The organism is Streptomyces sp. NPDC002324, from assembly GCF_053593335.1.
Genome location: NZ_JBSFCF010000010.1, coordinates 23,596 through 45,278 on the forward strand (window position 1 = coordinate 23,596; position 21,683 = coordinate 45,278).

Genomic DNA, 21,683 nt, shown 5'->3' on the forward strand with positions numbered 1-21,683 from the left:
CTGGGTACACCCACGGACGGCGCGATGCCGAGAGCAGCGTCACATCCCTGTCGGGTACCGAGAATGGCTGATTACCCCCCGCTCGTCTCACCCTGCGGCATAGCGTCGAAGCAGACCGGACACCCCGTGTCGTGGTGGCGCGTCGGAGGGCACGAGTTCGTACTTCCTTCTACGTCACGCAACGGCGCGCGACAGGAGCCAGAGGACAATGCAGACCAAGCTGGACGAAGCCAAGGCCGAGCTGCTCGAACGGGCCGCCCGGGTAGCTGAGAACAGCCCGGTCGGGGGGTATCTACCGACTGGGAAGACGAGCGAGAGCACGTCCGACATCCCGGACCACGACACCGTGCTCGCGTTCCTCCAGCGCTACTACCTGCACACCGCCCCGGAGGACCTGAGCGGCCGTGACCCGGTCGACGTCTTCGGAGCCGCCCACTCCCACTACCGGCTGGCCGAGAACCGCCCCCAGGGCACGGCCAACGTACGGGTGCACACCCCGACCGTCGAGGAGAACGGCTGGACCTGCAGCCACTCCGTCGTCGAGGTCGTCACCGACGACATGCCCTTCCTCGTCGACTCCGTGACCAACGAGCTGTCACGGCAGGGGCGCGGCATCCATGTCGTCATCCACCCCCAGGTCGTCGTACGACGGGACGTCACCGGCAAGCTCGTCGAGCTGATCATCGAGCCGGCCGCCGTCGCCGCGGCGGCCGCGGCCGTGGCCGCCGGTGAGGCGCTGCCGCACGACGCGCACATCGAGTCCTGGATCCACGTCGAGATCGACCGCGAGACCGACCGGGCGGACCTCAAGCAGATCAACAACGACCTGCTGCGCGTCCTGTCCGACGTCCGCGAGGCCGTCGAGGACTGGGAGAAGATGCGGGACGCGGCGGTCCGGATCGCCGACGGGCTGCCCGCCGAGCACACCGCCGACGACCTGCGCGGAGAGGAGGTGGAGGAGGCCCGCGAGCTGCTGCGCTGGCTCGCCGACGACCACTTCACCTTCCTGGGCTTCCGGGAGTACGAGCTGCGCGAGGACGACTCCCTCGCCGCCGTCGCCGGCACCGGGCTCGGCATCCTGCGCTCCGACCCGCACCACGCCGGGCAGGACCAGCACCCCGTCAGCTCCTCCTTCGAGCGGCTGCCCGCCGACGCCCGCGCCAAGGCCCGTGAGCACAAGATCCTCGTCCTGACGAAGGCCAACAGCCGCGCCACCGTCCACCGGCCGTCCTATCTCGACTACGTGGGCGTGAAGAAGTTCGACGCCGAGGGGAACGTGATCGGTGAGCGGCGCTTCCTCGGACTGTTCTCCTCCGCCGCCTACACCGAGTCCGTGCGCCGGGTTCCCGTCGTCCGCCGCAAGGTCGAGGACGTCCTGCGGGGCGCCGGATTCTCGCCCAACAGCCACGACGGGCGCGACCTCCTCCAGATCCTGGAGACCTACCCGCGCGACGAACTGTTCCAGACCTCGGCCGACGAGCTGCGGTCCATCGTCACCTCCGTGCTCTACCTCCAGGAGCGCCGGCGGCTGCGGCTGTACCTGCGCCAGGACGAGTACGGGCGCTACTACTCCGCCCTCGTCTACCTCCCGCGCGACCGCTACACCACCGGCGTACGCCTCAGGATCATCGACATCCTGAAGGAGGAACTGGACGGCATCAGCGTCGACTTCACCGCCTGGAACACCGAGTCGATCCTCTCCCGGCTGCACTTCGTGGTCCGCGTCCAGCCCGGCACCGAACTGCCGCACCTCAGCGACGCCGACAAGGAACGCCTGGAGGCCAAGCTCGTCGAGGCCGCCCGGTCCTGGTCGGACGGGTTCGCCGAGGCGCTCAACGCCGAGGTCGGCGAGGAGCGCGCCGCCGAGATGCTGCGCAAGTACGGCAACGCGATCCCCGAGGGGTACAAGGCCGACCACAACCCCCGCTCGGCCGTCGCGGACCTCGTCCGCCTCGAAGCGCTCGACCAGGACGAGGACTTCGAGCTGAGCCTGTACGAGCCGGTGGGCGCCGCGCCCGACGAGCGCCGGTTCAAGATCTACCGCAAGGGCGGCTCGGTCTCGCTCTCCGCGGTGCTGCCCGTCCTCAACCGCATCGGCGTCGAGGTCATCGACGAGCGGCCGTACGAGCTGCGCTGCGCGGACCGGACGACCGCGTGGATCTACGACTTCGGACTGCGGATGCCGAGGCCGCAGTCCGGCAGCGTGGACTACGCCGGGGACGACGCCCGGGAGCGGGTGCAGGAGGCCTTCGCCGCCACCTGGACCGGGCAGGCCGAGAACGACGGGTTCAACGCGCTCGTGCTGAGCGCGGGCCTGACCTGGCGGCAGGCCATGGTGCTGCGCGCGTACGCCAAGTACCTGCGGCAGGCCGGGTCCACGTTCAGCCAGGACTACATGGAGGACACCCTCCGCAACAACGTCCACACCACCCGGTTGCTCGTGTCGCTGTTCGAGGCCCGGATGTCGCCGGACCGGCAGCGGGCCGGCCGGGAGATCGTCGACGCGCTCCTCGAAGAGGTCGACGCGGCGCTCGACCAGGTGGCGAGCCTCGACGAGGACCGGATCCTGCGGTCGTTCCTGACCGTGATCAAGGCGACGCTGCGCACGAACTTCTTCCAGGAGGCGGCCGGCGGCAGGCCGCACGACTACGTCTCCATGAAGTTCGACCCGCAGGCCATCCCCGACCTCCCGGCGCCGCGTCCGGCGTACGAGATCTGGGTGTACTCGCCGCGCGTCGAGGGCGTGCACCTCAGGTTCGGCAAGGTCGCCCGCGGCGGGCTGCGCTGGTCGGACCGGCGCGAGGACTTCCGTACCGAGATCCTGGGCCTGGTCAAGGCGCAGATGGTCAAGAACACCGTCATCGTGCCCGTCGGCGCCAAGGGCGGCTTCGTCGCCAAGCAGCTCCCGGACCCGTCGGTGGACCGGGACGCGTGGCTCGCCGAGGGCATCCGGAGCTACAAGACCTTCATCTCCGCGCTGCTCGACATCACCGACAACATGGTCGCGGGCGAGGTCGTACCGCCCTCGGACGTCGTCCGGCACGACGAGGACGACACGTATCTCGTCGTGGCCGCCGACAAGGGCACGGCGACCTTCTCCGACATCGCCAACCAGGTCGCCGAGAGCTACAACTTCTGGCTCGGGGACGCCTTCGCCTCCGGCGGCTCGGCCGGCTACGACCACAAGGGCATGGGCATCACCGCCCGCGGAGCCTGGGAGTCGGTCAAGCGGCACTTCCGGGACGTGGGCGTCGACACGCAGTCCGAGGACTTCACCGTCGTCGGCATCGGTGACATGTCCGGTGACGTGTTCGGCAACGGCATGCTGCTCAGCGAGCACATCCGGCTCGTCGCCGCCTTCGACCACCGCCACATCTTCATCGACCCCAGCCCCGACGCGGCCACCTCCTACGCCGAGCGCCGCCGGGTCTTCGAGCTGCCCCGCTCCAGCTGGGCCGACTACGACACCGATCTGATCTCCACCGGCGGCGGCGTCTTCCCGCGCACCGCCAAGGCGATCCCGATCAACGGCCACATCCGGGACGTCCTCGGCATCGAGGACAAGGTCGCCAAGATGACCCCGGCCGACCTGATGAAGGCGATCCTCAAGGCGCCGGTCGACCTGCTGTGGAACGGCGGCATCGGCACGTACGTGAAGGCGTCGACCGAGTCGCACGCCGACGTCGGCGACAAGGCCAACGACGCCATCCGGGTCGACGGGCGGGACCTCAGGGTCCAGGTCGTCGGCGAGGGCGGCAACCTCGGCCTGACCCAGCTGGGCCGGATCGAGTTCGCGCAGACCGGCGGGCGGGTCAACACCGACGCCATCGACAACAGCGCGGGCGTGGACACCTCCGACCACGAGGTGAACATCAAGATCCTGCTCAACGGCCTGGTCACCGACGGCGACATGACGGTCAAGCAGCGCAACAAGCTGCTCGCCGAGATGACCGACGAGGTCGGCCATCTCGTCCTGCGCAACAACTACGCACAGAACACGGCGATCGCCAACGCCCTCGCCCAGTCCCCGGACATGCTCCACGCCCAGCAGCGCTTCATGCGCCACCTGGTCAGGGAGGGCCACCTCGACCGGGCGCTCGAATTCCTGCCCACCGACCGGCAGGTCCGCGAGCGTCTCAACACCGGGCAGGGCCTCACCGGCCCCGAGACGGCCGTCCTCCTCGCCTACACGAAGATCACCGTCGCCGACGAGCTGCTGCACACCGAGCTGCCCGATGACGCCTACCTGCGCAAGCTGCTGCACGCGTACTTCCCGGCCGCGCTGGGCGAGCGGTTCCCCGAGCACATCGACAGCCACCCGCTGAGCCGCGAGATCATCACGACCCTGCTGGTCAACGACACGGTCAACACGGGCGGTACGAGCTTCCTGCACCGGCTGCGGGAGGAGACCGGGGCCTCGCTGGAGGAGATCGTCCGGGCGCAGACCGCGTCCCGCGCGATCTTCGGGTCGGGCGAGGTGTGGGACGCCGTCGAGGGCCTGGACAACACGGTCGACGCGGCCGTCCAGACCCGGATCCGGCTGCACTCCCGCCGCCTCGTCGAGCGCGGCACGCGCTGGCTGCTCAACAACCGGCCGCAGCCGCTCCAGCTCAGCGAGACCGTCGCGTTCTTCTCCGAGGGCGTCCATCTGGTCTGGGGCGAGCTGCCCAGGCTGCTGCGCGGCGCGGACCTGGAGTGGTACCAGGAGATCTACGACGAGCTGACGGGCGCGGGGGTCCCGGAGGAGCTGGCCACGCGGGTCGCGGGCTTCTCCTCGGCCTTCCCCACGCTCGACATCGTCGCCGTCGCGGACCGGGTCGGCCGGGCGCCGATGGAGGTCGCCGAGGTGTACTACGACCTCGCCGACCGGCTGAGCATCACCCAGCTCATGGACCGCATCATCGAGCTGCCGCGTGCCGACCGCTGGCAGTCCATGGCCCGCGCGGCGATCCGTGAGGACCTGTACGCGGCCCACGCGTCCCTCACCGCCGAGGTCCTCTCCGCGGGCAACGGCTCCTCCACCCCCGAGCAGCGCTTCAAGGTGTGGGAGCAGAAGAACGCGGCACTGCTGGGCCGGGCGCGGACGACCCTGGAGGAGATCCAGACCTCCGACGCGTTCGACCTCGCCAACCTGTCGGTGGCGATGCGGACGATGAGGACGCTGCTGCGCAGCCACTCGTAGGCGGTACGACGGGAAGGGGGCGCTCCACAGCCGTGGGGCGCCCCCTTCCCGTCGTACCGTGCCGTGCGGTCAGCGCGCGATCTCCCAGACGGTGATCGTGCCCTTCAGGTTGGGCAGGTAGTCCACGTCGCTGGGGGCCTCGACCTCGGTGATCGTCCACATCGCGAGGTTTCCCTCGCCGGTGACCGTGCAGAGGTGGTCGCCCTTGACGATCTGGTCGTCCCGGTTGATGGCATCACCGCTCAGCGTCTGGGTGAACGGGTTCTGCTCCGCGCCCGCCAGGCACTCCTCGGGCGTGGTGCCGGCCGCCTTGCCCATGGGCCGGGCGAACGTGAGATCCGTGGAGCTGGCGGAGAACTCCTGGACGTCGACGGACATGTAGTTGGACGGGTCGACCTTGGGGACGTCGAAGTCCACATAGGTGTTCGCCAGACTGACGGGGCTCAGCACGTTCAGCGTCTTGTCCTCGAAGAGCACCGTGTACGTGGCGTTCGCGGGCACGTCGGTGGTGGACCCGGTCGGGTCGGTGCCGTCGTCCTGGGTGTCCTGGCCGCCGGAGTCGGTGTCGGACTCGGTCGGGCTCGGTGCCGGGGTGGCCTTGTCGTCGTCCTTGGTGTCGCCTCCGCCGGTGTCCTTGGTGCCGTTCGCTGCGGCGTTGCTGTCGTCCTTCTCGCCGAGCACGTACACCGCGGCGGCCGCGCCCGAGCCGGCCACGAGGAGGAACACCAGGGCGACCAGGGCCGCCTTGAGGCCGCGGCGGCTCTTTTTGGGCGGCGCCGGTGCCGGGGCCGGGGCGGTGCCCTGCGGGGTGAGGTTGTAGGTGTCCGTGGCCGGGGGCGGGTAGCCGTAGCCGGGAGTGGGTGCCGGGCCCTGGGATGCCGGGCCGAAGCCGGTCGGCGGCGGTGTCGGGGCCTGCTGGGGTGCGCCCTGCGTGGTGCCCTGGGCGTAGGCCGCCGGGTCGTGGGGCGGGGCCGCCGGGGCCGTCGGGGCGGCGGACGGGGGAGCGGCGGGCATCTGGGGCGCCGACGGCTGCGGCGGGGTGCGGACCGACTGCTCGCGGCGGGCGATCTCGGCGGTGAGCGGGGCCGGGAGCCAGCCGGTGAAGTCGCTGAGGCCGCGGCCCGCCGACTCCTGGCAGAGCGCGGCCAGTTCCTCGGTGCCGGCGCGGGCGGCCGGGTCGGCGGTCAGGCAGTGCTCCAGCAGAGGGCGCAACCGCTCGTCGTACCCGTCGAGCCTCGGTGGCCGCTGGGCGGTGTTGGCGATCTGCGCGGCGATGGTGATGGCGCCGCCGTCGCCGTACGGGTGGCGTCCGGTGGCCGCGACGGCGGCGATCAGGCCCAGCGAGAAGACGTCGGTGGCCGGGGTGACCTGCTCGCCGAGGGCGTGCTCCGGCGACATGTACTGCGGGGTGCCGATCAGGCCGCCGGACTGGGTCAGATGGGTGGCGTCGGCGGCGCGGGCGATGCCGAAGTCGATCACGTACGGGCCCTGGGAGCCCAGCAGGATGTTGCTGGGCTTGAGGTCGCGGTGGATGACGCCGGCCGCGTGGATGGAGGTCAGGGCGCGGGCCGCGCAGCCGACGAGCTGGAACACGGCGGGCAGGGGGAGCGGCCCGAAGCCGACCAGGGCGTCGTGCAGGGGGATGCCCGCGATGAACGCCGAGGCCAGCCAGGGGAGTTCGCCGGTGGTGTCGTGGTCGACGACCGGGACGATGTGGTAGCCCTGCACGCGCCGGGCCGCCTGGACCTCCTGCTCGAAGCGGCGGCGGAAGTCGGCGTCCTGGCCGTACTCGCGGCGGATGACCTTCAGGGCGACGGGCTGGCCGCCACGTGTGTGCGACAGGTAGACCGTGCCCATGCCGCCCTCGCCGATGCGGGCGTGCAGGTGGTATCCGGCGGTCTCTCTCGGGTCCTGCGGCCCCAGCGGGCTCAGGATGTCGCCAGTGGTGCTGCTGATGGGAGCCTCCCCCGTGCGGTGCCGAACTCCTGTGCCGTGCCTGGGCACTTGAAGCGGTCCGAAGCTTATACGGCACTTATGACACTTGGGGTGGGTGTTGCGGTTCCCGGAAACAGGGGGGCCGGGTGGGGTGCGTCGTCGGGTGCGGGTGGTACGTGGTTGCTCGCGCAGTTCCCCGCGCCCCTGAACAAACCCGGGGGCGCCCCAGCGCATTCAAGGGGCGCGGAGAACTGCGCGAGAAGCCCCACTCACCCGCACCCGACAATGCGCCCGACTCACGGGTCCCGGCGGACCCGGCGCCGCCACTCCTCGTCCCGCATCGTGATCGGCGCCGTCGGTGGCAGGCGGCGTGCCGTCGGGGCCTCCGACAGGAGGGGGCGCGGGGCCGGGGTCGTCGGGGCCTCCGTCAGAGACAGCGCGCGGAAGGCGGTCTCGATGAGGGCCACCGAGGTGGCCACGGGGGCCGGCAGCCAGCCCGTGAAGTCGCGCACGTCCCGGCGGGCCGCTCCCGCGCAGTGCTCGGCAAGTGCGGCGGCGGAGGGCCGGGACGCCGGGTCGGCGGTGAGGCAGCGGCGCACGATGTCGAGGAGGGGCCGGTCGATGCCGGTCAGGGCGGGCGGGGCGACGTCGGTGGCGGCGATGCGGGTCGCGATGGCCAGCGGATTGCCTCGGCCGTAGGGGTGGCTGCCGGTGGCGGCGACCGCCGCGATCAGGCCGAGCGCGAAGACGTCCGACGCGGAGGTCACCGGGCGGCCGAGGGCGTGCTCGGGGGACATGTAGTGCGGGGTGCCGATGAGGCGTCCGGCGGTGGTGAGGGTGGCCGCGCCCGCCGCCCGCGCGATGCCGAAGTCGAGCAGCCAGGGCCCGTCCGCCGCGAGCAGCAGGTTGGCGGGCTTGACGTCGCGGTGGATCACCCCGGCGGTGTGCACGGCGTCCAGCGCGTACGCGGCGCAGGCGAGCAGTTGCAGGACGGTGGGCACGGGGAGCGGGCCGTGGGTCTCCAGGGCCTGATCGAGAGGGACGCCCGGCACGTAGTGGGTGGCGAGCCAGGGCCGCTCCGCCCCGGCGTCGTGGTCGACGATCGGCACCAGGTGGTAGCCGGAGACACGGCGTCCGGCGGCCACCTCGCGGGCGAACCGCTCACGGAAGGCGGGGGCGGCGGCGTACTCCGGACGGACCAGTTTCAGCGCGACCGGCTGGCCGCCCCGGCTGCGGGAGAGGTAGACGGTGCCCATGCCGCCCTCACCGATCCGGGCGTACAGCGGATACCCGGCGATCTCCCGCGGATCCCCCACCCGTAGCGGCTCAGGTACCACCCCGCGCATCGACCGCCCCCTCCGCTCAGCCTCTCTCCGGAGCGTATCGCGGCACGGCCGCGCCGGAGGCGGATGAGGCAACCCGTGCACCGACGGAGACATCTACCCAAGTGGCCCTCAACCGCACCACGGTCTATAGAGGGGGTAAGAACCGGTGGAAACTGGATGAATGGGGTGCGCGTGGACGTGGACGTGGACGTGGACGTGGACGTGGGCACGGGCATGGGCATGGACGTGGACCAGCGACCCGCGATGTCCGTCGTCGTGATCGTCTACAACGACGAGGCCAGGCTGCCCACGGCCGTCCGCTCGGTGCTGGGGCAGACGCTGCGGAGTGTCGAGGTCGTGATCGTCGACGACCACAGCACGGACGCCTCGTACGAGGTCGCCACCCGCCTCGCCGCCGAGCACCCGGGCCGCGTACGGGCGTACCGGCTGCCCGAGAACAGCGGCGGCTGCGGCGCCCCCCGCAACCGGGGTATCCAGGAGACCCGCGGCGAGTACGTCCTCTTCCTCGACAGCGACGACGTCCTGGAGCGCGACGCCTGCCGGAACATGCTGGAGGCCGCCGAGACCACCGGCGCCGACCTCGTCTCCGGCCTGTGCGTGCGCGTCCACGTGGACACGCGCACCCGCAAGGAGGTCAAGTGGTACCCGTGGCTGTACGCCCGCACCCGTACCCTCGACTCGGTCGCCGAGCTGCCCGACCTGCTGGTGTACGACACCCTGTCCACCAACAAGTGCTACCGCCGTGACTTCCTGGTCGACCACGGCCTGCTGTTCCCCGTCGGCATCCACTACGAGGACCTCTTCTTCTCCGCCCAGGCGTACGTGGCCGCACGCCGGATCACCCTGATCCCCAACCGGGTCTACGACTGGAACGTCGTCCAGAACACCGGGACGTCGGCGGCCTCGATCAGCAACCGGCGGGCCGAGATCGCCAACTTCGCGCACCGCATGGAGATCCACCGCCGGGTGGACCGGCTCCTCGCCGACAAGGGCCTGCGGGAGCTGAAGTGCCGCAAGGACGTCAAGTTCCTCAAGCACGACCTGGTGCTGCATCTGCGGGACCTGCCCTTCCGCGACGCGGCCTACCGCCAGGAGTTCGCCGGGCTGGCCCGCGCCTATCTGACGTCGATCGACCCGGCCGCGTACGACGAGGTCGAACCCATCCACGCCATCTGCGCCTTCCTGCTGCGCGGGGGCGACTGGGACAACCTGCTGCCCGCCGTGGACACCCTCACCAACCGCGACAAGGTCTCCGCGCCCCTCGTCGAGCGCGACGGGCGGATCTACTGGTGCGCCGAGCACCTGGACGCCCCGGGGGAGGAGGGGCAGCTCGCGCGCCGCGTCCTGGACGTCACCGAACTCGGCTACCACTCCCGCCCGGTGGGCAGGCTGTTCCTGCGCAACGAGCTGACCCGGTACGAGCAGGACGCGCCGGGCGGAGGCGGCATCCGTCTCGCCGGACGCGTCACCAACCCCCTCGGGATCGTGCCGTCCGGCGCCCGGCTCACGGCCGAGCTGGAGTTCTACGCCCGCCGCCCCGGCGTGCGCTTCCAGACCTTCCGGGTGCCGGTGGCGGCCGTCCGGAACGAGGGCCCGTACCTCACCTGGGAGGCGACCGCCGACATCGCGAGGACGCTGCGCCCGCTCGGCATCGTGGACGCCGTCTGGGACGTACGCCTCCACCTGGACGTCGACGGTGAGCGCACCACCAGCCGGCTCACCGCCGCCGAACCGGGTCTGGTCACCGGCGCGTTGCCGGTCCGCCCGCGTCTGACCCGGCTGGTCGCCGACCGGATCGAGCCGCAGATCTCCGCCCGGGGCCACCTCGCCTTCCGGCTGGTCCCCGACAAGAAGGCCAACGCCCTCGTCACCCGGGGCCTGCGGGGCACGCCCGGCCGGCTCGCCAAGTCGGGCTACCGCAGGGCGAAGACGCTGCGCACGAGGGCCACGTCCGGAGACACCAAGATCCGCCTCTACCACGAGGTGTTCCGGCGCATGCCGCCGCGCGGACGCCTGGTGGTGTTCGAGAGCCACCTCGGCCGGCAGTACAGCGACAGCCCCCGGGCGATCTACGAGGAGATGCGCCGCCAGGGTCTCGACTTCGAGGCGGTGTGGTCCTACACCGGCCGCCCGGAGGGCTTCCCCGCCGACGCGACCCTCGTCCGCCGCTGGTCCCTGCCGTATCTGCGGGCGCTGGCCCGCGCCGCGTTCTGGATCGACAACCAGAGCTTCCCGCTGAAGCTGGCCAAGCGCCCCGGCACGACCTACCTGCAGACCTGGCACGGCTCCGCGCTCAAGAGGATGGGCTTCGACGTGCCCGGCTGGAAGCTCAGGACCCGTGCCGAGCAGGCCGAACAGCAGCGCACCCTCGACCGCTTCGACCACTTCCTGATCCGCTCCGAGCACGACGTCCGCACGCTGGCGAAGGCCTTCCGGCTGCGGGAGAAGGTGCTGCTGCGGGTGGGCTATCCCCGCAACGACGCCCTCGTACGGGCCCGGGGGACCCGGCCGCCCTCCGAACGCCCGCCGCTGGCAGCCGAGTTGGGCATCCCGGCGGACCGGAAGATCCTGCTCTACGCCCCCACCTTCCGCCACCAGGGACAGCGCCGCTTCCAGCTCCCCTTCGACGTGGAGCGCTTCGCCGACACGTTCGGCGACGAGTACGTCCTCCTCGTCCGTGCCCACTACCTCAACCACGTCGTGCTCCCCCCGTCGGTCCGGGGCCGGGTCCTCGACGTCTCGGCCCACCACGACGTGACCCCCGTCCTCGCCCTCGCCGACGCGCTGATCACGGACTACTCGTCGGTGATGTTCGACTACGCCCTCCTGGACCGCCCGATGCTGTTCTTCGTCCACGACTACGAGGAGTACGTGCACGAGGGCCGGGGCACCTACTTCGACCTGCTGGAACGGGCGCCGGGCCCGGTCGTGCGCACGGAGGACGAGCTGACTTCCGTCCTGCGGTCGATGCCGCTGGAGGACCAGACGCTCAAGTACGCCGCCGCGCGCGAGCGGTTCACGGCCGACTTCGGCGAGTACGACAAGGGGACGGCGGCGCAGAGCGTCGTCGACCAGTTCTTCTCCGAGTGGAGGCGGAAGTGACCGGCCCGGACGAGGCACGAGCGACCGGGGCGCGGGACGTCTTCCTGGTGTCCAACAGCGTGGACGAGCTGGGCGGCGTGACCAGCTGGTCCCACCACCTGGCCCGCCTCCTGACCGGGCGCGGACACCGCGTCCACGTCGTCGGGATCACCACCCCCGAGGACCCGCACGACCTCGGCGCACTCCCGTACCCCACCACCCGGCTGTACGACGGCCAGCCGCCGCCCCCCGGCCGGGCGCGGGAGGCGAGCAAGCGGGACAGGGCGGCCGTGCTCACCGGTCTCTTCCGGGCCGCGCGGCCCGGCGCGGTCGTCATCGTGACCCAGGTGTGGGCGATGGAGTGGGTGAAGCTCGCCGACACCAGCGGGCTGACCGTCATCGGGATGAGCCACGAGTCCTTCGAGACCGCCCGGCGCTCCTCCCGCTTCCGGCGCGTGCTGACGCACTACCGGGACGTGGACCGGATGCTCGTCCTCACCCGCGAGGACGCCGACCTGTGGATCGGCGAGGGCCTCAACAACGTCTCCTACCTGCCCAACGCCGTGCCCTGGCTGCCGGAGGTGCCCTCGCCGCGCACCGCGAAGGCCGTGGTCGGCATCGGCCGGCTCAGCGACGAGAAGGGTGTCGACATGCTCCTCGACACCTGGGCCGAGGTGGCCCCCCGCCACCCCGACTGGACCCTGCGCGTGTACGGCTCCGGCGAGGACGAGGAGCTGCTCCGCAAGCAGTGCACGGCACTCGGCCTCGACGACTCGGTGTCCTGGATGGGCCGTACGAACGACGTCCCCGGGGCCCTGCGCGCCGGCTCGGTCTTCGCGCTGTCCTCCCGGGGCGAGGGCTTCCCCCTCGCCCTGATGGAGGCCATGGCGATGGGCGTGCCCTGCGTGGCCTTCGACTGCGCCCCCGGCGTCCACGAGATCGTCCGCGACGGCGAGGACGGCCTCCTCGTCGCTCCCGGCAACACCGGTGAACTGGCCCGCAAGCTGGACCTGTTGATGACCGACAAGGCCTTGCGGGACGGGATGGGCGACAGGGCGAGGGAGAACATCCGGCGGTACGGGACGGAGGAGATCCTGGACAGGTGGGAGGCCTTGTTCACCTTCTTGGAGAGGTGAGTGCGGCGGGGGTTCTTGGAGAGGTGAGTGAGGCGGGGGCCGGCGGGAGCGTCCGCGGGGGCGGCTACTTCTTCCCGCCGGTGAACTTCTCGTACTCCTTCAGCACCTCGTCCGTGGGCCCGTCCAGGCGCAGCTCCCCCCGCTCCAGCCACAGCACCCGGTCGCACGTGTCGCGGATCGACTTGTTGTTGTGGCTGACGAGGAAGACCGTGCCCGCGTGCTTGCGCAGCTCGCGGATGCGCGCCTCGGAGCGCTTCTGGAAGGAGCGGTCGCCGGTGGCGAGGGCCTCGTCGATGAGCAGCACGTCGTGGTCCTTGGCGGCGGCGATGGAGAACCGCAGCCGGGCCGCCATGCCGGAGGAGTACGTGCGCATGGGGAGCGTGATGAAGTCCCCCTTCTCGTTGATGCCCGAGAAGTCGACGATCTCCTCGTACCGCTCCTTGACCTGCTCACGGGACATGCCCATGGCGAGCCCGCCGAGGTGGACGTTCCGTTCACCCGTCAGGTCGTTCATCAGGGCCGCGTTGACGCCGAGCAGGGAGGGCTGGCCGTCGGTGTAGATACGGCCGTTCTCCACCGGAAGCAGTCCGGCGACGGCCTTGAGGAGGGTCGACTTGCCGGAGCCGTTCGTGCCGATGAGCCCGATGGCCTCGCCCCGGTACGCGGTGAACGACACGTTCCGCACGGCGTGGACCTTGCGTACGCCGGCCGCCTTCTCGGACTTCTTGCGCCGCAGGATGCGGTTGAGCGCGGCGGTGGCGGTGCCGCGTCCGGCGCCGGTTCCGTTGACGCGGTAGACGATGTCGACGCCGTCGACGACGACGGTGGGGACGAGTTCGCCGGCGGTGCCCAGAACGGTCTCGTGCCGCGCGTCCGGAACGGCGGGGGCGCCGGCGGGGGTGGGGGTGATCGTGTCAGCCACGGCCGTACGTCTCCTCAGACTGCCAGAAGTAGATGAACCCGCCGACGCCCGCGAGGAGCGCCCAGCCCGCGGCGATCGCCCAGACGTGCGGCGGGAGTTGGCTCGCGTGGAAGCTGTCGATCAGCGCGAACCGCATGAGGTCGATGTACACGGCGGCCGGGTTGCACTCCAGCAGCAGATGCACGACGGCCGGGATGTTCCGGTCGGCGAGCATGTGGTCGATGCTGAACATCACGCCCGAGGTGTACATCCAGGTGCGCAGGACGAACGGCATCAGCTGGGAGATGTCGGGGGTCTTGGCGCCGATCCGCGCCATCACCATCGCGATGCCGGCGTTGAACACGAACTGGAGCGCCAGCGCGGGCACGATCAGCAGCCACGACATGGCCACCGGCACCCCGAAGGCCAGCAGGATCACGACCAGCGCGGCCATGGAGAACAGCAGCTGCTGGAGCTGCTGGAGGCAGTACGACAGGGGCAGCGAGGCCCGGGGGAAGTGCAGCGCCCGGACGAGGCCCAGGCTGCCGGATATGGCCCGGGTGCCGGCCATGATCGAGCTCTGGGTGAAGGTCCACACGAACACGCCGGTCACGAGGAACGGGACGTAGTCCGGCACGCCCTTCTTGGTGCCCATGAGCAGACCGAAGATCAGGTAGTAGACCGCCGCGTTGAGCAGCGGGTTCGCGATCTGCCAGACCTGGCCGAGCTTCGCCTGGCTGTACTGCGCGGTCAGCTTCGCCGTGGCGAAGGCGGTGATGAAGTGCCGTCTGGCCCACAGCTGCCGTACGTACGCGCCGAGGGAGGGGCGGGCCCCGCTCACGCTGAGGCCGTACCGCTCGGCGAGCTGGGCGGGGGTCTCGGCGGGGGTGTCCTGGCCGGCCGGGGCGGCCGGGGGGTTGGCCGCCGTGGGGGGCGGCGGTGTGTGGAGGACCTGGCTCACATCCGCTGCTTTCGCTAGTGGGGGCGTCCCGCGCGCGCCCGGCGTCGTCTCACGCCGTCCTGCACCGCGCTCGTACTGCTCTCGTACTGCTCCTGCCGTGCGCTTACGTCGGGACGGGACCGTATCGTCGCAACGCGAGAGTAAGCCGATTCGACGTCGGAACGCAACCGTTCCGTCGTGGCGCCCTATGCTGGGGGCATGACGACGAACGCCGGCCCCTCCGAGGCGCAGCCGCCGCCACGGCCGCGCCGCCGGGCCCCCGCCGGGGCGGCCGTGCTCCGCGAGGACGTGACCGAGGCGATCCGCGCCGCGGTCTTCGAGGAACTGGCGGCTGTCGGCTACGCGCGGATGTCCATCGAGGGGATCGCGCGCCGGGCGGGCGTCGGCAAGACGGCCGTGTACCGGCGCTGGCGTTCCAAGCTGCACCTGGTGCTGGACCTGGTCTCGGCGGTGGCCGTCCAGGGCCTGCCCATGCCGGACACGGGCTCGCTGGAGGGCGATCTGCGACTGCTCTACGAGGTCACGTCCCGCGCCCTGCGCCACCCGGTCGCCGGGCAGATCATCCCCGACCTCCAGGCCGAGGCCGCCCGCAACCCCGAAATCGCCGAGGCGATGCGGAAGGCGTTGCGGGAGGGCCAGCAGAGCGTCGCCACGGGGATCGTCGCGGCGGCGGTCGCGCGCGGGGACGTCGGGGCGGGTGTCGACGAGGATCTCGCCCTGGACGTGATGTTCGGGCCGCTGTACTGGCGGTCGGTGGTCGTCCGGTCGCCCAGACTGCCGAAGGGGTACCTGGAGAGCCTGACGCGGGCCACGGCCGCGGCGCTGCGGGCGCTGTAGCGCGGCACCGGGGCGTCGTCGGGTCGACCGGCGCCGAACGTTTCCCGCGCGGGAGGCGTCTTAGTCACAGCCGCTCAGGAATGGGGTCGCCGTGACTCTCGTACGCTCCCGTGCTCGTTCCGTGCTCCTCGCCGCCGCGCTGGTCGCGGGAACGGTGGGGGTGACGACCGCCTGCGAGGGCGAGAAGGCCTCCCCGAAATCGACCGGAGGAGCCTCGCCGGAGGGCACCACGGCGCAGAACAGGGTCGTGTGGCAGGAGCCCGCCTCGTACACCTACACCCTCACGTCGGCCTCGCAGGTCCTGACAGGGCGCTTCCGGGTGACGGTCCGGGACCGCGAGGTGACCGAGGCCGTCGGCCTCGACGCCGACAGCCGGCAGGCCGTGGCCCTGGGGCCCGGCGCGGTCCCCACCATCGGCGACCTCATCGGCAGCCTGGAGAACGCCTGGCAGGAGCGGGCGGACACGGCGGAGGCGGAGTACGCCCCCGACGGCCATCCGTCACGGATCACCCTGGACCCGGACGAGAACGCGATCGACGACGAGGCGGAGTACGTCATCACCGCCTACGAGCCGGCGGACGACTGAGGGCGAGTGCCGCCGGCGGCCAGCCGCGTCGCCAGGTCGCCGAGTTCGGGCGCGCGCAGCACACGCTCCCCGAATCCAGGGAGGGGTACGTGCAGCGGCTCCAGCCACCGCTCGGGGACGCCCCCGGCGCCGTACACCGCGCCCGCGAGCCCACCGGTCACCGCCGCGACCGTGTCGGTGTCGCCGCCGAGGTCCACGGCGGCGCGTACGGCGTCCTCGTACGAGTCGGTCGTGCGCAGGGCCCACACGGCGGAGCCGAGGCAGGGCCAGACGGCACCGTTGAACTCCGTGGCCCGGTCCGGGTGCCAGTCGGGGGCGAGGACGACCGCGTACCGGGCGCGATGGCCCGGGTGGAGGGCGGCCAGGGTCTCGGGGAGCGCGGCGAGCGGGTCGCCCCCGGCCAGCGCGACCCGCACCAGCTCGTGGAAGGCGGCGGTGCCTTCCCAGGCCGCCGGGTCGCCGTGCGTCAGCGCGGACAGCCGCCGCCCGGCGTCCATGGTCGCCTCCCGCCCGTCCCGCGCGAAGTACACGGCGGACGTGGCGGCCCGCATCAACGCGCCGTTGCCCGCGGCGTGTTGGTTGAACTGGAAGTGCCGGGCCGCGGCGAGGTCCCACGGGGCGCCGTTGGTGAGGACGTCCTCGGTCTGGAGGCCGATGTCCTTGGGGTCGGCGGCGGCCCAGCGCTGGAAACGCCGGAAGACGTCGGACGGCTCCAGACCGCCGTGTCCGACGAGCGACTCCCCGACGAGGACGGCCATCTGTGTGTCGTCGGTCGCCTCGCCCGGATCCCAACCCCCGCCTCCGCACATCTCCCCGCCGTGGCCGGCCTTCGGGAAGCGTGCGGAGAACGCTCCTTCGGGGCCGAACTCGAACGGGGCGCCGAGTGCGTCGCCCACGGCCGATCCGAGAACGGCGCCGAGGGCACGCTGGGGGTCCATGGGCATGGGTGCCTGTTTCGAGGGTCGAAAGGATGAGGTCAGAAGAGGTCGGTCAGGTCTGGGCCCCGGCCGTCGACGGTGTCCGGGGGCTTGATGCCGTTGCCCTCGGCGGAGCCGAAGTAGGTCGGCTCGCCGGGCTCGGCCGGGACGCCCAGGAGGGCGTCGAGCGACTGGAGGGCCGCCGCGAGGCGGGGGGCGTTCTGCCTCTCCACCTCGGGGTGCGGCTCGCCCCGGAAGTCGAACGGGCCCCAGATGTCGTGGAAGAGGGCCAGCTCCGCCCAGATGCCGGGCGCGTCGGGTGCCACCGTCAGCTCGACCAGCCGGTGTTCCCCGCGCTTCTCGCCCGTCGCGTCGATCCAGGTGCCGGAGCCCACGACGAGAACGCTCCCGACCGACGCGTCGGGGAAGCCGACGGGGCGGCTGCGCTCGATGCGCCGGGGCACCTCCTCGTCGTCCATCGGTCCCTGGAGCGCCATCCGGGTGATGAGCCCGGTGCCGCCGCTGCCGTACACGAACCAGTCCCATTCGAGGCTGTCGGGTACCAGCAGTTCGTGCTCGCGCAGCACGGCGCACATCCGGGCCGCCACGGACAGCGCGGAGTCCAGGCCGGGGGGTGCGAACTCGTCGAGCTCCCACGTCCACGACGCACATTCCTTCGGGGCGCGCATGAGAAGGGACACGGAATTCCTCACGGATAGGTCGGGCCGTTGGCCGGGATGGTGATCGAGCCGTCCTGGAAGCGCAGTTCGAAGGTGGCGTTGGTCCTTCGCGCGTATCCCTCGACGGACCTCAGGATGTCGTCGGTGACAGCGGCCTTCACATCGTGGATGTCCAGGATGGCGACCTTCTGACCGGCGATCTCTCCGGCGAGCTGCTTGATGGCGATCTTCTTGGCGGCGGAGTTGATGCCCGAGACCGACTGCACGTCCTTGAGCTGTACGCCGTACTCGATCCTGTCACCCGCCTTGACCAGCACATCCAGGTCCAGTTTATCGCCCGGCGCCTTGAACTCGAAGGCCACGTCCTTGACGCCCCGGGCGCGCAGATCCGCCGCGTGCTCCATGGCCATGTGCACCGAGGGCGTCATGTCTCCCTGCTTGACCTGGAGGAGGAGGTCCTTGTAGCCGGGCATCGTGGCGAGTTTCCCGTCGGCGATGTGTGCCGCGATGCCGGCTCCGTACGGGCTCTTGTTGAGCTGGGTGAGCATGCGCTCCACGTCCTGCGACTTGAGCTTGAGCCCGTGGTCGGGGTTGTTGAGCTGGTCCAGGACGGCCGCCCGCTGGTCGGGTCGCATGGGGCCGGTGGGAGGCGTGGGCGTCGAGTCGCCCTCGCTGAAGTCCGGCCTGCCGGGGCCGTCCCCACCACCGGGGCCGTCTCCGCCTCCGGGGCCGTCACCCCCGCCAGGGCCGTCGCCTCCTCCGCCGGGTCCGTCGCCGTGCCCTCCTCCGCCGGGTCCGTCACCGTGGCCACCGCCCTCACCTCCGCCGGGTCCGCCGCCGTGGCCGTGACCGCCGCCCGGCGCCTCCCCGTGGCCGCCCGAAGGGGCCTCCTCGTGGCCGCCGCCGGTCGGCCCGTCGCCGCCCCGGGGGCCCCCGCCGCCGGTCGGCGTCTCGTGGCTCCCGGCCGGCCCCCGGCCCAGGTCGTCCGCACGGCCGCCGGGCAGGTGGTCCGCACGGCCGCCGGGCAGGCCGTCGTCTCCGGCCCGTCCGGTCCCGCCCAGGTCGTCGCCGACGCGCCCGACGACGGAGCCGCCGTCGCCCACCCTGGCCCCCGCGCCCACCAGCTCGGGCTGCCGGGCATCCACGTCGACACCCCGCTCGGCCGCCGTTCCCTCGTGCTTGACGCCGTCCAGGGACTCCCGCACCGTGCCGTCGGCGTTGTGCACGACCAGCGTGTCGGTGTTCAGGTAGACGACCTCGCCCTTCGGCGTCTCCATGCGGACGGAGTTCTCGGGGGTGAGCCCCGAGGGCAGTTCGTCGGCGATGTTCGGCGGATCGGCGATCTGGTACGTGCCCTCGCCGAGCTTGATGTGCGTGCCGTCGGTGATGCCGCGCAGGCTCGCCATGACGTCGCTGATCTTCACCGCCGTCGCGCCGACGCCCTTGGTGATGTACGTCATCGGGTCGACGATCCTGCCGGCCTTGCCCGCGAAGGAGATGGCCCTGGCGATGGCGCCCGCCTTGCCCGCACCGGAGACCGCGCCGCCCGCGCCGCCCGTGAAGATCGTCGTCAGGACGTTGAAGGTGACCGCCCCGGCCGCGCGGGACGGGTTCTTGCCCCACTCGTCGTAGGCGATGAGCGCCTTGCCGGTCTCCACGACGGCGGTGCGGGAGTCACGGATCCAGGAGGGCAGTTTGTCGTCGGGCGTGAGCCAGAAGGCGGCGGCCGTCACCGGGTTGGACATGATGACGATGCCCGTCGCGAGCTTGCCGAGGCCGACCCAGGCCTGCCCCGCCGCGTCCCAGCCGTTGAAGCCGACCAGGGTGCCGAGGCCCTTGATCGTGCCCCACACCCCGTCGACCACGAAGCCGACCGCGAAGTCCCAGACATGCTCGTGGATGTAGTACCAGGGGTTGGACTCCTCGACCGGGTCACCCCACGGCAGACCACCGGCGTTGTTCAGGTCCTCGCCCCGGTAGCCGTACATGTTCTCTTTGTTCGAGCCGTCGTTGACGACGAGCGCCTCGCCACCGACCAGCGCCACGATCTTGTTGTAGCAGTCGCGTTCGGCGGCCTGGAACGCCGCGTACGCGGCGTTGATGTCCGAGCGGCGGTTGTTGTTCTCCTCGACGAGGTCACCGTCGGCGCGCCACTCGTCGTCGTCCGCGATCCTCGCGCGGAAGGCGATCGCGTCCTGCCGGAGCCGGTCGAACTTCTGCTTGAGCGGGCCGACGGCGGCGGCGTACGTGTCCAGCGCCGAGGCCACAGTCTCCAACTCCGTGGCGAACTCCTCGCCCTTGGCCGCCACCGGCGCGGTCGTCGCGAACAGCGCCTCCGCCTCGGGTGCCTTGTAGTACGCGGAGAGGCCGCCGAAGCGGGTGTGGATCGCCGAACCCGAGTCCTTCAGGGAGGTGCCGGCCGAACGGACGCCCGCGATGTGCTGGTCGAGCAGCTCCAGGTTGCCGGTGAACTCGGGGACCTCCTCCGGGATGACGGGGACGTCGTCGCTCACTTCGGCCCCTGCCCGCCGTTGCCGTCGACACCCGGCGGCGGCGGGACCACCGTCGCCTTGAGGGCGTTGGCCTGCTGCTCGGCGGCCATGTCCAGGTCGCCCGTGACATAGGCGTTGGTCGCGTTGGCCGCGCCCTGCACGGAGTCGATGGTCCGCTGCGCCATGTACGCCAGCTTCTGCTGCCGTTCCTGGAGGTACTTGCTCAGCGCCGCCGCGACCGGCCCGACCGGCACCCGTGGGGTGCCCGCGACCACCGGACCGACCATGGGTCCGCTGAACTGCCCGCCCGGCACGGCCGTACCGGCCGACTCGGCCGCGCTCGCCATGTTCGACACCAGCGAGTTGGCGGCCTTCTCCAGGCCGCCCGCCGCCTCACCGGTCGACTTCAGCGTGGTCTGCACGTTGATCGGATCGATGTCCCATGCCGGCATCGCCGCTACCCCCGTAACGCCCTGTCGGATACGTCCCGCGTCGCTGGCTCGTCGTGCTTCCGGTGCCTTCCGGTGCCTTCCGGTGCCCCGCGAGCCAGTGTCCGCTTGCCTGTTCGCTTCCCTCAGTACACACGCGCAAACGGCACCGAACAGTTCCCACGGTACGTCGATCCCGTCACAATCCTCTCCGGTCGTCTCACCGCGGGGGGTGGTTCACCGTCCAGCCCGCCCACGCCGACGCGATCATGTCGTCGACGCCGTACCGGGCCTTCCAGCCCAGCTCGGCGGCGATCCGGTCCGCCGAGGCGACGACGCGCGCGGGGTCGCCGGGCCGTCGCCCGACGGCCACGGGAGTCACGTCGTGGCCGGTGAGCGCGGTGATCCGGTCGATCATCCCGCGCACCGAAACACCGTCCCCGCGCCCGATGTTGAGGGTGAGATCGGTGCCCGGCGCCTCGCGCAGCCGCCGCGCGGTCGCCACGTGGGCCTCGGCGAGGTCGACGACATGGATGTAGTCCCGGACACAGGTCCCGTCGGGGGTCGGGTAGTCGGTGCCGAAGATCCGCGGCGGGGCGCCCTCGGAGAGCTTCTCGAAGACCATGGGGACGAGGTTGAAGACGCCGGTGTCGGCCAGTTCCGGGGTCGCGGCCCCCGCCACGTTGAAGTAGCGCAGGGAGGCCGTCGACAGGCCGGTCGCCCGGCCCGTGGCCCGTACCAGCCACTCGCCGGCCAGCTTGGTCTCGCCGTAGGGGCTCATCGGCGCGCACGGCGTCTCCTCGGTGACGAGGGCCGCCTCGGGCATGCCGTACACGGCGGCGGAGGAGGAGAACACGAAGGACGCGACCCCGGCGTCCGTGACGGCCGACAGCAGGATGCGCAGACCCTCGACGTTCTCCCGGTAGTAGTGCAGCGGCTGTTCCACGGACTCGCCGACCTGCTTCTTCGCCGCGAGATGGACGACACCGGTGACCCGCCGGTCCCGGACGACCCGGGCCAGCCGGTCCGCGTCGAGGGTGGAGCCGATCTCCAACGGCACACCGTCGGGCACCCGTTCGGCGACCCCCGTGGACAGATCGTCGTAGACGACGGTCTCCTCGCCCGCGTCGAGCATCGCGCGCACCACGTGCGCCCCGATGTATCCGGCGCCACCGGTGATCAGCCAGGTCATGGACGACCG

At 71.5% G+C, this 21,683-nt stretch carries 14 protein-coding genes; 5 read left to right on the forward strand and 9 right to left on the reverse strand.

Features of this window, described 5'->3' with window-relative positions; genetic code table 11:
* Positions 1-208 precede the first annotated feature (208 nt).
* The gene (locus tag ACWCRJ_RS15785; RefSeq protein ID WP_450939809.1) at positions 209-5,182 is read left to right on the forward strand and encodes an NAD-glutamate dehydrogenase; all 4,974 of its coding nucleotides are present in this window, start codon (positions 209-211) and stop codon (positions 5,180-5,182) included.
* Between the two features lie 69 nt (positions 5,183-5,251).
* Here the strand turns inward: ACWCRJ_RS15785 and ACWCRJ_RS15790 are convergent, their stop codons facing one another.
* Positions 5,252-7,186 (reverse strand): serine/threonine-protein kinase, encoded by a 1,935-nt coding sequence (locus ACWCRJ_RS15790; protein WP_450939810.1) that lies wholly within the window; start codon positions 7,184-7,186, stop codon positions 5,252-5,254.
* Positions 7,187-7,413: 227 nt separating this feature from the next.
* Complete coding sequence (locus tag ACWCRJ_RS15795; protein ID WP_450939811.1) at positions 7,414-8,463, reverse strand: serine/threonine-protein kinase; 1,050 nt, start codon at positions 8,461-8,463, stop codon at positions 7,414-7,416.
* A gap of 213 nt (positions 8,464-8,676) precedes the next feature.
* On the opposite strand from ACWCRJ_RS15795, the gene ACWCRJ_RS15800 reads away from it, so the two are divergent.
* Positions 8,677-11,565 carry a bifunctional glycosyltransferase/CDP-glycerol:glycerophosphate glycerophosphotransferase gene (locus ACWCRJ_RS15800; protein ID WP_450939970.1) on the forward strand — a complete coding sequence of 963 codons (2,889 nt, stop codon included), beginning with the start codon at positions 8,677-8,679 and terminating at the stop codon, positions 11,563-11,565.
* Positions 11,562-12,680, forward strand: a complete 1,119-nt coding sequence (locus ACWCRJ_RS15805) for a glycosyltransferase (protein ID WP_450939812.1) — start codon at positions 11,562-11,564, stop codon at positions 12,678-12,680. The genes ACWCRJ_RS15800 and ACWCRJ_RS15805 overlap by 4 nt, the downstream gene beginning before the upstream one ends.
* Positions 12,681-12,744: 64 nt before the next feature.
* Here the strand turns inward: ACWCRJ_RS15805 and ACWCRJ_RS15810 are convergent, their stop codons facing one another.
* Together ACWCRJ_RS15810 and ACWCRJ_RS15815 are read right to left on the reverse strand one after the other, a co-directional pair.
* A complete protein-coding gene (locus tag ACWCRJ_RS15810; protein ID WP_450939813.1) occupies positions 12,745-13,602 on the reverse strand; it encodes an ABC transporter ATP-binding protein in 858 nt (285 codons plus the stop codon).
* Entirely contained in the window at positions 13,595-14,542 is a 948-nt protein-coding gene (locus ACWCRJ_RS15815; RefSeq protein ID WP_450939814.1) for an ABC transporter permease, read from the reverse strand. Before ACWCRJ_RS15815 ends, ACWCRJ_RS15810 begins: the two co-directional genes overlap by 8 nt.
* Positions 14,543-14,740: 198 nt before the next feature.
* On the opposite strand from ACWCRJ_RS15815, the gene ACWCRJ_RS15820 reads away from it, so the two are divergent.
* Complete coding sequence (locus tag ACWCRJ_RS15820) at positions 14,741-15,379, forward strand: TetR/AcrR family transcriptional regulator (RefSeq protein WP_450939815.1); 639 nt, start codon at positions 14,741-14,743, stop codon at positions 15,377-15,379.
* Between the two features lie 91 nt (positions 15,380-15,470).
* Positions 15,471-15,965, forward strand: a complete 495-nt coding sequence (locus ACWCRJ_RS15825; RefSeq protein ID WP_450939816.1) for a DUF6174 domain-containing protein — start codon at positions 15,471-15,473, stop codon at positions 15,963-15,965.
* Here the strand turns inward: ACWCRJ_RS15825 and ACWCRJ_RS15830 are convergent.
* From ACWCRJ_RS15830 to galE, 5 genes are all read right to left on the reverse strand, one after another.
* Positions 15,944-16,909, reverse strand: coding sequence for an ADP-ribosylglycohydrolase family protein (locus tag ACWCRJ_RS15830; RefSeq protein ID WP_450939817.1), 966 nt, complete (start codon positions 16,907-16,909; stop codon positions 15,944-15,946). The two genes, ACWCRJ_RS15825 and ACWCRJ_RS15830, sit on opposite strands and share 22 nt — an antisense overlap.
* 32 nt (positions 16,910-16,941) lie before the next feature.
* Entirely contained in the window at positions 16,942-17,571 is a 630-nt protein-coding gene (locus ACWCRJ_RS15835) for a hypothetical protein (RefSeq protein WP_450939971.1), read from the reverse strand.
* A 20-nt stretch (positions 17,572-17,591) separates the two neighbouring features.
* Entirely contained in the window at positions 17,592-20,075 is a 2,484-nt protein-coding gene (locus ACWCRJ_RS15840; RefSeq protein WP_450939818.1) for a hypothetical protein, read from the reverse strand.
* Positions 20,072-20,506, reverse strand: coding sequence for a DUF6507 family protein (locus ACWCRJ_RS15845; RefSeq protein WP_450939819.1), 435 nt, complete (start codon positions 20,504-20,506; stop codon positions 20,072-20,074). The genes ACWCRJ_RS15840 and ACWCRJ_RS15845 overlap by 4 nt, the downstream gene beginning before the upstream one ends.
* A 196-nt stretch (positions 20,507-20,702) precedes the next feature.
* Positions 20,703-21,674, reverse strand: coding sequence for a UDP-glucose 4-epimerase GalE (gene galE, locus ACWCRJ_RS15850; RefSeq protein WP_450939820.1), 972 nt, complete (start codon positions 21,672-21,674; stop codon positions 20,703-20,705).
* Positions 21,675-21,683: the final 9 nt, after the last annotated feature.